Annotated in this window: 10 protein-coding genes; 4 read left to right on the forward strand and 6 right to left on the reverse strand. The window is 75.1% G+C overall.

What is annotated here, in order from left to right; translation table 11 throughout:
• Nucleotides 1-2809 (reverse strand): helix-turn-helix transcriptional regulator (locus RBH18_RS39705; protein WP_306215674.1); only part of this gene is annotated, 2809 nt, incomplete at its 3' end.
• A 168-nt stretch (nt 2810-2977) separates the two neighbouring features.
• On the opposite strand from RBH18_RS39705, the gene chvE reads away from it, so the two are divergent.
• From chvE to RBH18_RS39725, 4 genes are all read left to right on the forward strand, one after another.
• Entirely contained in the window at nt 2978-4057 is a 1080-nt protein-coding gene (chvE, locus tag RBH18_RS39710) for a multiple monosaccharide ABC transporter substrate-binding protein (protein WP_306215675.1), read from the forward strand.
• Nucleotides 4058-4074: 17 nt separating this feature from the next.
• On the forward strand, nt 4075-5652 hold the full coding sequence (locus RBH18_RS39715) for a methyl-accepting chemotaxis protein (RefSeq protein ID WP_306215676.1): 1578 nt from the start codon (nt 4075-4077) through the stop codon (nt 5650-5652).
• A gap of 184 nt (nt 5653-5836) precedes the next feature.
• Nucleotides 5837-6430 (forward strand): permease-like cell division protein FtsX, encoded by a 594-nt coding sequence (locus RBH18_RS39720; RefSeq protein ID WP_306215677.1) that lies wholly within the window; start codon nt 5837-5839, stop codon nt 6428-6430.
• A gap of 5 nt (nt 6431-6435) precedes the next feature.
• The gene (locus tag RBH18_RS39725; protein WP_306215678.1) at nt 6436-6993 is read left to right on the forward strand and encodes a SigE family RNA polymerase sigma factor; all 558 of its coding nucleotides are present in this window, start codon (nt 6436-6438) and stop codon (nt 6991-6993) included.
• A 6-nt stretch (nt 6994-6999) separates the two neighbouring features.
• On the opposite strand, the gene RBH18_RS39730 is transcribed toward RBH18_RS39725, so the two are convergent.
• The 5 genes from RBH18_RS39730 to RBH18_RS39750 form a co-directional block, all read right to left on the reverse strand.
• Nucleotides 7000-8442: a tetratricopeptide repeat protein gene (locus RBH18_RS39730; RefSeq protein WP_306215679.1), complete on the reverse strand. Its 1443-nt coding sequence runs from the start codon at nt 8440-8442 to the stop codon at nt 7000-7002.
• 109 nt (nt 8443-8551) lie between these two features.
• Complete coding sequence (locus RBH18_RS39735) at nt 8552-8977, reverse strand: VOC family protein (RefSeq protein WP_306215680.1); 426 nt, start codon at nt 8975-8977, stop codon at nt 8552-8554.
• A gap of 39 nt (nt 8978-9016) precedes the next feature.
• Nucleotides 9017-9799, reverse strand: a complete 783-nt coding sequence (locus RBH18_RS39740; protein WP_306215681.1) for an SAM-dependent methyltransferase — start codon at nt 9797-9799, stop codon at nt 9017-9019.
• Between the two features lie 44 nt (nt 9800-9843).
• Nucleotides 9844-11865 (reverse strand): bifunctional diguanylate cyclase/phosphodiesterase, encoded by a 2022-nt coding sequence (locus RBH18_RS39745; RefSeq protein WP_306215682.1) that lies wholly within the window; start codon nt 11863-11865, stop codon nt 9844-9846.
• Nucleotides 11865-12509 (reverse strand): RNA polymerase sigma factor, encoded by a 645-nt coding sequence (locus RBH18_RS39750; protein ID WP_306215683.1) that lies wholly within the window; start codon nt 12507-12509, stop codon nt 11865-11867. Before RBH18_RS39750 ends, RBH18_RS39745 begins: the two co-directional genes overlap by 1 nt.
• Between the last annotated feature and the right edge of the window lie 420 nt (nt 12510-12929).

Below are 12929 nucleotides of genomic sequence, written 5' to 3' on the forward strand. Positions count from 1 at the left end.
GGTCCCCGACCGGCGGCCGTTCCGGCGGGCGGGCGAGCCGATCGGCCGTCGGGGAACTCCCTGAGACCCCCGCCTCGGCCAGGTAGCGGACCAGCTGGGTGCGGGAGCGCACGCCCAGTTTGCGGTAGGCGCTGGACAGGTGGGTCTCGACCGTCTTGCGCGACAGGAACAGCGCCTGCGCGGCCTCCGGGTTGCTCAGGCCGTCGGCGACCGCGCACGCCACCTGCAGCTCGCGCGGGGTGAGGCGGGCCAGGGAGGAGGCCGGGTCCGGGCCGCGGCGGGTGCCCGAGCCGGCGAGGAGGGCGGCCGTGCGCCGGACGAACGGCTCGGCGCCCAGCCGGCGGAAGATCGACAGGGCCCGGCGCAGGTGCGGCACGGCCTGCTCGCGACGGGCGATTCCCTCCCCGTACGCCACCAGCATGCGCGCCTGCTCGAACGGGTGCGGGTGCGCCGGGGCCCCGGTGAGCTGCGCCGGGTCGTCCGCCAGCAGCGCGCGGTGCAGGGCGACGGCGGCGGCCGGGCCGGGCAGGCCGCCGAGGCGGGCGCGTTCGGCGAGGGCGTCGAGCTGGCGCCGGGCCTGCGGGAGGCGGCCGGCGGTCCGGTACGCCTCGACGAGGTCGGACTCCCAGCCGCACGCCGCCGGGTTGTCGGCGCCGGAGTGGGCCACGAAGTCGCGGACGGGCTCCAGGCAGGCGATCGCCTCGGCGGGCGCCCCGGCGGCCAGGTGGCGCAGTCCGGCCGCGGCGCCCCGGAACAGGGTCAGGCCGTGCACGCCGTCCGGGCCGGCGAGGGGTGCCGCCTCGGCCACGTGCGCGTCCGCCTCGGCCCAGTGGCCCCGGGCGGCCTCGTAGCGGGCCAGCACGGTCAGGGCCAGGCCCAGCGTGGCGACGTCGCGCAGCTCGCGGGCCAGGCGCAGGCTCTCGTCGGCGTCGGCGTGGCCGACCGCCCAGTCGCCGGTGTCGTAGCGGGCCATCGCGCTGAACAGCAGCGCCCGGGACAGCGGGCCGAGGGCGCCGGCGCGGCGGGCGGCCCGGACGACGCGCAGCAGCGTCGCCTGGGCCTCGGCCGTGCGGCCCAGCCAGAGCCGGGTCAGCCCGGTCATCGCGAGCAGCTCGCCGTCGCGCAGCGGGTCGAGGGCCTCCAGGTACGCCCGTTCCTCGTCGAGCAGCCGGCCCGCGCCCGCGACCCGGCCCCGGACGGCGAGGGCCTGGGCGAGCACCGTCCGCGCCGGGGCGCCCTCCGCCTGCGCGCCGTCGCGGTCGAGCATCGTGACCGCCCGTCCGGCGTACCCGGCGGCGTCGCGTACCCGGCCCCCGGTCAGCGCCGGGCCGACCGCGGCGCACCACAGCTCCGCGGCCCGGCGGGGGTCGGTGTCGCCGAGCCGCTGCGCCGCGGCGACCAGGATCTCCCGGGCCCGGCCGGGGGTGCCGCACCGGTTGAGCACCCAGCCGTACGCGAGCGCGACCTCGGCGTGCAGTGCGGGCTCGCGCGCGGCGGGCAGCGCCTCGCCCAGCCAGCTCGACGCCTCGGGCAGCTGCCCGCAGACCTGGGCGTCCGCGGCGGCCGCGAGCAGCCGGCGCACGTAGGTCTCGTGGTCGCCGGCCAGCTCGGCGGCGCGGTGCAGGGCCCGGGCGGCCCCGGCGAACCCGGCGCGCTCGCGCATCTCACCGGCGGCGGCGACGAGCTCGGCGGCCGCGGCCTCGTCGGCGCCCGCCAGCTCGGCGGCCCGGTACCACGCGCGGGCGGCGCCCGTGGAGGCTCCGGCCAGGGCGTCGTACACCCGGCGACGCCCGGCCGGGGTGGCGGCGTGCCGGACGGCGGCGCGCAGCAGCGGGTGGGCGAGCCGGATCTGGCCGCCGCGCTGCACCAGCAGGCCGGAGGACACGGCACCGGCCAGGGCGGGCGGGCCCGCGCCGAGCTCGTCGAGCGCGGCGGTGACCGTGCCGGCATCGTCGGAGGCCGCCAGGGCGACGGTGAGCAGCGCGGTGCGGGTGGCGCTCGGCAGCGGGGCGAGCCGCTCGGCGAACGCGTCGCGCAGTCCGGCGCCGATCGGCAGCGGGTCCGGCAGGGCGGCGGCGCCGCTGAGCTGGTCGTCGTCGAGGGCGCCGCACAGCTCGGTCAGGGCGCCCGGGTTGCCCCCGGTGGCGGTCCACAGGTCGGCGCGCACGCCGGCGGCCACGCGGCCCGGGCGCAGCCGGTCGAGCAGGTCGCCGGCCGCGGCCGGGGTGAGGCCGTCCAGGCGTACGGTCTCGGCGCCGGCCGCCAGGAACTCCGGCGGGACCGGGTCGCGGACCGCCAGCACCAGGCCGGCCGGGTCGTGCTCGACGCGGCGGGCGGTGAACAGCAGCGCGTCGCGCGAGGGCTGGTCGATCCAGCCGGCGTCGTCGACGACCACGAGCACGGGCTGCCGCTCGGCCGCCGCGGTGAGCAGGGTGAGGGTGGCGAGGCAGACGGCGTACGGCTCGACGGGCCCGGCCGGACCGGTCAGCGCGAGCGCGGTGCCCAGCGCCCGGGCCTGCGGCTCCGGCAGCTCGCCCAGGCCCGGCAGCAGGGGGCGCAGCAGGTCGCCCAGCGCCGCGAACGGCAGCGCGGACTCCGCCTCGAAGCCCGTGGCGGCCAGCACGGTGACGTCGCGCAGCCGGGCCAGCAGGCGGGTGAGCAGGGCGGTCTTGCCCGCGCCGGGCTCGCCGGCGAGCACCAGGGCGCCCCCGGCCCCCGCGTGCAGCCGGGCGGTCAGCTCGTCGAGCCGGCGCGCCTGCGGAGCCCGGCCGACCAGGGGCGGCGCGGGCGGATCTGGGCGAAACGGCATCCCGGCCCCCCTCCCAGACGTACCGTCCCTCTCGACGCACCGGTGCGGCCAGCGCTTTCGCATGGCAGATCAAGGACAGCTCTCGGTCTCCTCATCCCGGCCCGGCACCGGACGATGAGGGCTCCGTGGTTGCCGCCCGCCCGGGCGGGCAGATCTTTGGAGGAGCGGATGCGGGTTCCCAATGCGGTGCTGTGGTCGGTCGCCGCGGCCTTGACGGTCACCACGGCCGGGTGCGGCGGCACCCAGGAGACCGTGGCGGCCGCGCCCGATCGGGGCACCATCGGCATCGCGATGCCCACCACCAAGTCGGCCCGGTGGGTCGGCGACGGCGACAGCATGGTCAAGCAGTTCCAGCAGCTGGGCTACAAGACCGACCTCCAGTACGCCCAGGACGACGTGCAGGCGCAGGTGTCGAGCCTGGAGAAGATGATCGAGGCGGGCGACAAGGCGCTGGTCATCGGCGCGATCGACGGCACCGCCCTGAAGAGCGTGCTCGGCAAGGCCGCGGCGGCGAACATCCCGGTCATCTCGTACGACCGGTTGATCCGTGACAGCGAGGACGTCAGCTACTACGCCTCCTTCGACAACTTCAAGGTCGGCGTCCTGCAGGCGACCGCGATCGTCGACGCCCTGGGCCCGGGCAAGCACACCCTCGAGCTGTTCGCGGGATCCTCCGACGACAACAACGCCAAGTTCTTCTTCGACGGCGCCATGAGCGTGCTGAAGCCGTCCATCGCGTCGGGCAAGCTCGACGTGCGCAGCGGCCAGACGGCGTTCGCGAAGGTCACGACGCAGCGCTGGGACGGCGCGGTGGCCAAGAAGCGGATGCAGGCCCTGCTCGCCGGCCCGTACGCGAACACCCGCGTCGACGCCGTGCTCTCGCCCTACGACGGCATCAGCCGCGGCATCATCGAGGCCCTGCAGGAGGCCGGCTACGGCAAGGGCGGCCCCGCCCTGCCCGTGGTGACCGGCCAGGACGCGGAGCTCGAGTCGGTCAAGCTCATCGCCTCCGGCACCCAGACCGAGACGGTCTACAAGGACACCCGCGAGCTCGCCAAGGTCGCCGTGCAGATGACCAACTCCCTGCTCACCGGGGGTGAGCCCGAGGTGAACGACACCAAGCAGTACGACAACGGTGTGAAAGTGGTTCCGGCGTTCCTGCTGCAGCCGGTGAACGTCGACAAGTCCAACTACGAGCGGGTGCTGGTCGAGGGCGGGTACTACACCGCCGCCCAGCTGGCCGGATGAGGCGGGGCAGAGCGAGCATGAAGGTCACTCAGAAGTTCTTCGACCTGCCGGTCCGCGTCAAGCTGACCGCCCTGGTCGCCGCCAGCATGGCCGCGCTGGCCACCTGCCTGGTCGTCACGGTCGTCAACGACCGCACCGCCGCGCGTACGGCCGACGAGCTGGCGAACATCAACGCCGCCAGCGCCCTGGTGCTGCAGCTGGACCGCGAGGCCAGCGAGCTGAAGGTCAACGGTCTCGAGGCGGTCATCCGCTCGAACCCGCAGGCGCAGCAGGCCCTGCTGGCCGACCAGATCACGGCGACCAACAAGCTGCTGACCCAGCTGGAGCAGGTCGAGCTGCCCAGCGGCCTGGACGCCGCCGTGGCGCGGATCAAGGAGGTCGCCGCCGACTACACCGCCACGCTGACCCGCTTCGTCGACGGCGCGGCGGCCGACCCGGCCGGCGCCCGGCTCGGCTGGGAGCAGATCGGCGTCGACAACTACCTGATGAGCGCGGTGCTCACCAACGAGCGCACCCTGTTCCTGGAGACGATCGCCAAGGCCGACGCGGCGTCGACCGCGAGCCGGCAGCACGCCGAGCGCATCCTCTGGCTGGTCATCGGCCTGGCCGCCGTGTTCATCTGCGTGCTGGCGTACTTCGTGGTCGTCTCGATCACCCGCCCGCTGCACCGGGTCCGCACCGCGCTGCGCGCCATGGCCGACGGCGATCTGACCGTCGAGACGGGCGTCACCAGCCGCGACGAGGTCGGTCACATGGCCCAGGCCCTCGACGAGGCGCAGACCAACATGCGCCAGATCGTCTCGTCGGTCGCCGAGTCCGCGCAGTCGGTCGCCGCGGCCGCCGAGGAGATGTCCTCCACGGCCGGCGCCATGGCGGGCTCCGCCGAGCAGGCGTCCGGCCAGGCCGACGGCGTCGCCCAGGCCGCCGACGGGGTCTCCGAGAACGTCTCGGCCGTCGCCGCGGGCACCCAGGAGATGGGCGCCTCGATCCGCGAGATCGCCCGCAACGCCGCCGAGGCCGCCCGGGTCGCCGGTCAGGCCGTCTCGGTCGCCGAGTCGACCACCGCGCAGATCGGCAAGCTGGGCGAGTCGTCCACCGAGATCGCCACGGTGGTCAAGGTGATCACCTCGATCGCCGAGCAGACCAACCTGCTCGCCCTCAACGCCACCATCGAGGCGGCCCGCGCCGGCGAGATGGGCAAGGGCTTCGCCGTCGTCGCCGGCGAGGTCAAGGAGCTGGCCCAGGAGACCGCCAAGGCGACCGAGGACATCTCCCGCCGGGTCGCGGCCATCCAGACCGACACGGCCGGCGCGGTGGAGGCGATCAGCGAGATCAGCACGGTCATCGCGCACATCAACGACTTCCAGGCCACCATCGCCAGCGCCGTCGAGGAGCAGAACGCCACCACCGAGGAGATGAGCCGCAGCGTCGCCCTGGCCGCCGCGGGCGCGGGCCAGATCGCCACCAACATCACCGGCCTGGCCAGCGCCACCAAGGTGAGCACGGAGGGCATCGCCCAGTCCCGCCAGGCCGTGAGCGAGCTGAGCACGATGGCGCACAGCCTGCAGTCGCTGGTGGGCCACTTCCGCTACTGAGGTCCGCTCGCACCGGGGGCCGGCGTCACCCTTCCGAGGGTGGCGCCGGCCCCCGGCCTCGCGGCGTCAGGCCGCCGGGTGGGTCAGCTCGACGAGCGCCTTGAGCAGGGGCCAGGGAGGTCGTGTGACCGATCGTGAGGTCCACCCCGTTCTTCTCTGCAGAGGACCGACTTCGAGGAGAGCTGTGGAGAATCTGCGGGACCATTTCGAGTACGCGCTCAGCGATGACCCCGGCATCGACGCCGGGCAGCTGGCGCACCTCGCGATCGCCGAGGGTGGCCGCGTACGCCGCCGCCGGCAGCGGATCGCCGTGGCCGGCGTGGCGGCCGGGGTGGTGGCGGCGCTGGGCGTGACGGCCGTCGTCCACCAGCGGCCCGCGTCTCCGGCGCCGGCCGGCTCCGAGATGTTGCTGGTCGGCGAGTCGTCGGAGTGCCGGCTGCCCGCGTCGGACGACGAGATCACGGACCCGTCGATCTTCCTGACGGCCACGGCGACCGCCGAGGAGCAGTCCGCGCTGGCGCAGGCCCTCGGCAGCGACCCCCGGGCGGGCACCGTGCACTTCGAGAGCCGCGAGGAGGCGTTCCAGAAGTTCCAGCGGCTGTGGCGCGACTCGCCCGACTTCGTGCAGTCGGTGGGCCCGGAGTCGCTGCCGGGATCGTTCCGCCTGCGGCTGACGGATGCCCGGGACTTCCCGGCCTTCCGCGACCAGTACCTGGTCATGCCCGGTGTCCAGGACATCGCCGGCATCACCTGCCCGGCGAACGCGCCGATCGGATGACCGGCGTGACGGAAACCGTGCCGCCGCGCGTGGCGGGCGACCCGCGCCCCGGCCGGGGACGGCGGCGGCGGGCGCGCGACGAGGAGTTCACGGCCTTCGTCGAGGCGACGGCAACCCGGCTGCGGCGCAGCGCCTATCTGATGTGCCGCGACTGGCACACCGCCCAGGACCTGACCCAGCAGACCTACACCAAGATGTACGCCTCCTGGGACCGGATCCGCACCAGCGCCGGCCTCGAGGGCTACAGCCGCCGGGTCCTCATGAACCTGGTCTTCGACCAGCAGAAACGTCTCAAGGGATCCGAACTGGTCCTCGCCGACCTCCCCGACGACGCCGGACCCCCGCCGTCGTCGCCGGAGCTGCGCCTGGCGCTGGTGGACGCCCTGGCCCACCTGAGCGTCGAGGACCGGGCCGTGCTGGTCCTGCGGCACGCCGAGGACCACAGCGTCGGCACGGTTGCCGCGATCCTCGGCATCTCCGTCTCATCGGTGAAGATGCGCAACGCGCGCGCCCTCGCCAGGCTCCGCACCCTGCTGGGCGAGGACTTCCTCGACGCCGAGTGACCCGGGTCAAGGCCTGTCCTGCCGCAGCAGGGCGGCCGCCTGACCCGCGAACAGCTGGGCCCGGAAGTTCTTGCCCTGCTCGTGGTAGCGGGCCGCCACGCCCCGCAGCCCGGAGATCACGTCCTCGCGGTACTGCCCGGTCTCGCGGTCGAGGGCCTGGTAGAGCGTCAGGGACTCCTTGGCCGCCGCCATCGCCTCCCGGGCACGCCCGGCCCGGGCCAGCAGGGCGGACTGGTCGCTGAGCCCGGCGGCGAGCTGGTCGCGGTAGCCGGCGTCGGCGCCGGCTACCGCGCGCGCGATGGCGACGGCGCGTGCACCGGCGGCCACCGCCTCGCCGACGCGGTCGAGGTTCGCCAGCGAGGTGGACTGGACGTTCAGCGAGAGCATGAGCTCGGGGAGGAACCGCGGGCTGTACGCGTCGGACAGCCGCTCGCGGAGCCTGACCGCCTCCTCCGCGGAGGCCAGCGCCTCCCGGTGGCGGGCCACGCCGGTGAGCATCGGGGCGCGGCGGCTCAGGGCGTCGGCCAGCGCGTTGACGACCTCCGGCGGTGAGCCGGTGCCGCGCAGGCCACCGATCGTTTCGTCCCACAGGGCCAGGGCGCCGTCGCCGTCCCCGGCGGCGTAGCGGGCCTGGGCGATCTGGGCGATCGAGTAGACCGCGTCCTCGGCGTGCGCGGGGTCGGTGAGCAGCGACTGTTCCGCGGCGACGACCAGCGTCCAGCCGACCGCGGCGGCCTCGGGCAGGCCGTGGCCGGCGAGGGACATGCTCACCACGCGCAGGTTGCGGGCGAAGGTCACCCGGTCCGCCGCGTCGTCGAGGGGCCGCGGCCCACGCCCGCCGAGCAGGAAGTGGGCGGTCATCCGGTCCCGGTCGGCGAGCGCCGGCCCGGCCACCAGGAGGTCCAGGGCGCCCAGCGCGGACGCGACGCCGCCGGGATCCGCCGTCCCGGCCTCGGTGAGCAGGGCCACCGCCTCCCGGTACGCCGCCACGGCCTGCCCGGGCGTCGCCGACCGCACGGAGAGGCCGAACAACGACCGGGCCAGCTCCGCCCCGGCCGCCTGCCGCCGCCGGATCGTGACCGCCTCCTGGATCGCGGCCAGGGCCTCGGCGGGCCGGCCGCACCGGGTCAGCCACAGCGCGAGGTTGTCCAGCGCCGTCGCCACGGCCGGCGCGTCGGCCAGGTCGCGGGCCAGCGTCACGGCTCGCGTGGCGTACGGCAGCGCCTCCCCGGCCCGGTTCAAGCTCCCGAGGTGCCGGGAGGCGGCCACCAGCACCGCCACCAGGCCCGGCCGCTGCCCGGGATCCGTCGCGGCCAGCTCCTCGAAGGCCGAGACCAGCGACAGCGAGGAGATCGGCACGTCGGGGTGCCACTGCTCGATGGCGGCGACCTGCTCGGCCTGCCGCAGGCGTACCGCCGTGAGCTGATCACGGATCTGCGCGCTGTCCATGTCCCGCCTCCCGTTGCCGGGCCTGCCGTGGCCCGGTGACCCCAGCCTCGGCGACGGGAGCGGTTGTCACCACACGTAACTGTCCCCTGCCCGCGGTCATCTGTCCCGGTCAGACAGCTGGCCCGTGGTGGCAGACGGCCTCGAGGTTGATGCCGTGCGGGTCCAGCACGAAGGCGCCGTAGTAGTCGTCGTGGTACTCGGGGTGGACGGCGGGCGCCAGCAGCGAGGTGGCGCCCGCCTCGAGCGCGGCCCGGTGGAAGGTCACGACGTCGTCGCGGGTGCCGACGGTGAAGGCGAGGTGCATGTTCGTGCCCACGGTGCCGCCGTCGATCAGCCAGAAGTAGGGCTTGACCCCGGCGAGCCCGAAGCCGGTCATGGCCGTCGGCTGGTTCGGGGTCGCGTCCGGCGGGATCTCCAGCATCTTCGTGATCCCGATGGCGGCCAGCACCGGCTCGTAGAACGCGACGGCGGCGGCGAGGTCGGGCACGCTGACGTTGAGGTGGTCGATCCGGGATCCCGAGCGATCAAGAGTCATGATCCCAGCGTGCCCGGCACAACGGTCAGAAGCTGACCTTTACAGCGCTGCGACGCCGGCGACGACGGCCATGCCGTGCGGATCGCCGTCGCCTCCCCCGGGCCACTCGTGGACCCAGACCAGGCCGGGCGGCTCGAGCTCGCCGTCGCCGAAGAAGCGCAGGATCTGCTCGCGGGTGCGGCCGTGGGCGGCGGAGACGTCCGTGCGGCGGTAGAGGGCGGTGATGCCCTCCTCCTGCGCGTCGGCGGGGGTGTCGGAGACGCCGTGGGAGACGACGATGTAGGAGCCGCCGGGCAGGGCGTCGCGCAGGCGGGCGACCGCCTCGTAGGCGTCGTCCTCGGGCACGAAGTGCAGCATCGCCACGATGAGCAGGCCGACGGGCTGGTCGAGGTCGAGCAGGCGGCGCACGACGGGGTGCTCGAGGATGGCGTCGGGGAAGCGCATGTCCGCCTGGACGGCGGCGGCCCACGGGTTGTCCTTGAGGATGTCGGTGCTGTGGGCGACGGCGACCGGGTCGAGGTCGACGTAGACCACGCGGGCGTCGGGGATGACGCGCTGGGCGATCTCGTGGACGTTGCCGACCGTGGGGATGCCGCTGCCGATGTCGAGGAACTGCCGGACGCCCCGGTCGATCATGAACTGGATGGCGCGGGCGAGGAAGGCGCGGTTGGCGCGGGCCATCTCGCCGGCCGTGGGCACCATCGTCAGCAGGTGCTTGGCGGCCTCACGGTCGGCGGCGAAGTTGTGGTTGCCGCCGAGCAGCGCGTCGTAGATGCGGGCGCTGCTCGGGCGGGCGGAGAAGTCGGAGTCGGCGGTCGCCATGCCGAGGAACCCTACTCCATTGTGGAGGTCGGGCAGCGGATCGATCACGAGGCCACCAGTCCGTTCGCTCGGTCACCGGGCATTGCCCGCATTTGTCCCGTACGCCGCAGCAGCCCCGGCACCTGGTGCGGGGTCGCCGGGGCGCCGAAGCGCACCCCCTGCACGCCGTCGACGCCGGTGCCGATCAGCGTGGCCGCGCGCCCGTCGTCGTCGACGCCGTGCACGGTCAGCGACAACCCGAGCGCGTGGGCCGTGCGGGCCATCCCGGCGAGCAGGTCGCGGTCGCCGTCGGACGAGGGCTGCAGCAGGGCCGCCGGCGTACGCAGCCCGTGCACCGGCAGATCGCGCAGGTAGGCCAGGCTCGTGTAGCCGGTGCCGAAGTCGTCGAGCACGATGCGCACCCCGAGCTCGGCCAGCGCGGCGAGCACGATCAGGCTGTGCGACCCCGCCGGCAGGGCGTCCAGGCCGGACAGGTGCAGGTGCAGGCGCTGGGGCGGCAGCCCGCTGGCGCTCAGCGCCTCGCGCACGATCTCGGCGGCATCGGGGTAGCCGATCTGGTAGACCGGCACGTCGACCGCGATGAACGGCCCGTCCCACTGCATCGCCTGGCGGCACGCCTGCTGCAACAGCCCGGCGGCGAGGCGCGCGGTGAGCTCCCGGTCGCCGGTGAGCTGCCCGATGCGGGTCAGGTCCAGGGTGCCCAGGTGCGGGTGGCGCCAGGCGACCCGGGTGTGCAGGCCGGCGATGCGCCCGGAGCCCAGCCGCACGATCGGCTGATAGGTGGGCGGGCCGGTGACCAGCCCGGACACGCTCGTGCCGCCGCGGGCCGGGGCGTCGGTGGGCTGCGGGTCGTACACGGCCCAGCCGGTGCTGCCGGAACGGGCGTGCCGCAGGGCGATCTCGGCGTCCACGAGGATGCGCGTGGGGTCGAGGTCGCCGGCGCTCACGTCGACCACGCCGACGCAGGCGTGCAGGGGCGCGGTGAGGCCGGTGCCGGGCAGCGACGCCGGCTCGGCGAGCATCCGGGTGATGCGCTCGGCGATGTCGGCCACGTGCGCCAGGCCGCCGCTGTCCTCGACGAGCAGGGCGAAGGTGGCGCTGCCGTGCCGGGCGAGCAGGTAGTCGGGGTGGCGGGCGACGAGCTGCAGCCGCCGGGCCACCTCGGCGAGGACGTGGTCGGCGGCCTCGGTGCCGTACTCCTCGCAGGCGGCCGGGTGACCGCCCAGCTCGATCAGGCACAGCCCGGCGTGCCGGGCCGGGTCGTCGCCGTGGGCGGCCTGCCGCAGCCGCTGCACCAGGCGGCTCTTGTTGGCCAGGCCGGTGACCGGGTCGAAGAGGGCGAGCCGCCGGAAGCGGGCCTCGCTGTTCTGCAGCGCCACCTGGTACTCGCGGGCGGCGCGCTGGGTGGCGCGGTGCAGCGACTCCTGCTGGGCGAGGGTACGGGCCTGCAGCGCGGCGGCGAACCCGGCGGCGAAGGCCCCGGCGACCTGCCGGGCCGGGCGCGGCACGGTGTCGCCGTCGGCGAGGTGGTCGAGCACGACGCTCATCGTGCCGGGCAGCGCCTCGTGCCGGCCGATGCCCAGGGCCACGACCTCGGTGCCGATCCGGTACGCGGCGCCCAGGTCGGCCGGGGGCCCGCAGGCGGCGGCGAGCCCGGCCGCGTACCCGTCGAGGGCCTGGACCGCGGCCTGCTCGCCGATCGGCAGGTAGACCCCCGCGGCGGTGGCGGCGGCGAGCCAGCTGCGGCCCACCGCCTCCCCGGCGGCGGGCGCGGCGGCGGGCATCGGCGCGAGGTCGACCGGGGCGGGCTCGCCGGCCGTCCGCACGCTGAGCACCGTCCGCGCCGCCCGGTCGAGCGCCGCGTCGGTGTACTCGACGGCGGTGAGCCGGGCGGCGTCCACGATGCCGTCGGCGCGGTGCCGGGCGGCCGCGATGAGCCGGTCGTGCGCCCCGGCGTCGTCGGCGACCGGCGCGTAGCCGCACTCGCCCAGGATCTGGTTGAGCGCCGCGATCATCATCGCGTGCGTGAGCAGCTCGGGATCCTCGCGCGGGTCCGGCTGTGCCATCAGCTCTCCCCTGGGTCGGTTCCGGGCGCGGGACGGGGGCCGCGCTGCTCGGGGATCGCCCGCCACAGCGCCACGGCCTGCTTGCGGCCCAGCTTGAGCGCGGTGCGCACGGCCTCCGGGGTCTTGCCGACCCGGGCCGCGATCTCCGAGGGGGTCAGCCCCTGCGCGGACAGCTCGAGGGCCTCGCGGCGCGCCGGCGGCAGCTGGGCCAGCACGCCGGAGAACCACTCCTCGGTCTCGTAGGCGGTCAGCTCGGGGTCGTCGGCCCGGCCCTCGGTGAGCTCGGCCATGTCCGGCACGAGCACCTCGTCGCCCGGGCCGCCGGCGCGGCGCTGCTTGAGCCAGTGCGAGCGGGCGGCCGTGCGCACCCAGGCGACCGGGTGGGTCAGCTCGGGCCAGCGGCGCAGCGCCTCGCGGATGGCCTCGGCGACGGCGTCCTGGGCCTCCCAGCGGTTCGCGCCCTCGCGCATGAGGGTACGCACCAGCCCCTCCCAGTAGCGCCGGAAGAAGTCCTCGATCTCCCCGGCCGGCGGCGGGTTCGCGATGACCGGCACCGGCTCGACGGCGGATCCGGCGCGCCCCTCCGGCCGTGCCGTGTGCCTCGGGTCGTCGCCCACGCCGTGCGCCTCGTGCGCGTCGACCACCAAATGCCTCCGTTCACCGCCGGACTCCCTCTAGTTAGGTCTCCGGAAGCGGTCCGGCGTGACAGCCGCGGCCAAGATTCTTTTCGGTCAGCCCGAGACACGCGCGCGAAACGTGAGGCGCGCCACGCGTCGCGGCCGGACCACTTACGGTCATCGTTGCCCGGCGGAGAATCCGACACGCGGGCCGGACACGGTTATTCCCACCACCATGACGGGGCGGGAACGGGGGCGGGCGGCAATGGACGGTTTCGGACACGGGTGTCGACATGCCGACCCGGGTACCCCGTCCGGAGGAGGGCCGGGCCCCGCGACCGGCGCCCGGCTGGCAAGATCGGTATCGACGGACGTGACCACGTGCAGGGGAGGCTCGGGTGGCGGGGACGCTCTACGCGGTCAGTGATCTGCACGTCGCGTACGAGG

This window comes from Actinoplanes oryzae (assembly GCF_030757795.1).
Lineage (GTDB): Bacteria > Actinomycetota > Actinomycetes > Mycobacteriales > Micromonosporaceae > Actinoplanes.

Bases quoted from the DNA above. Each gene is read 5' to 3' on its own strand.
- chvE (WP_306215675.1), top strand. From the start codon at position 2,978: ATGCGGGTTCCCAATGCGGTGCTGTGGTCGGTCGCCGCGGCCTTGACG.
- RBH18_RS39715 (WP_306215676.1), top strand. From the start codon at position 4,075: ATGAAGGTCACTCAGAAGTTCTTCGACCTGCCGGTCCGCGTCAAGCTG.
- RBH18_RS39735 (WP_306215680.1), bottom strand. From the start codon at position 8,977: ATGACTCTTGATCGCTCGGGATCCCGGATCGACCACCTCAACGTCAGC.
- RBH18_RS39740 (WP_306215681.1), bottom strand. From the start codon at position 9,799: ATGGCGACCGCCGACTCCGACTTCTCCGCCCGCCCGAGCAGCGCCCGC.
- RBH18_RS39730 (WP_306215679.1), bottom strand. From the start codon at position 8,442: ATGGACAGCGCGCAGATCCGTGATCAGCTCACGGCGGTACGCCTGCGG.
- RBH18_RS39745 (WP_306215682.1), bottom strand. From the start codon at position 11,865: ATGGCACAGCCGGACCCGCGCGAGGATCCCGAGCTGCTCACGCACGCG.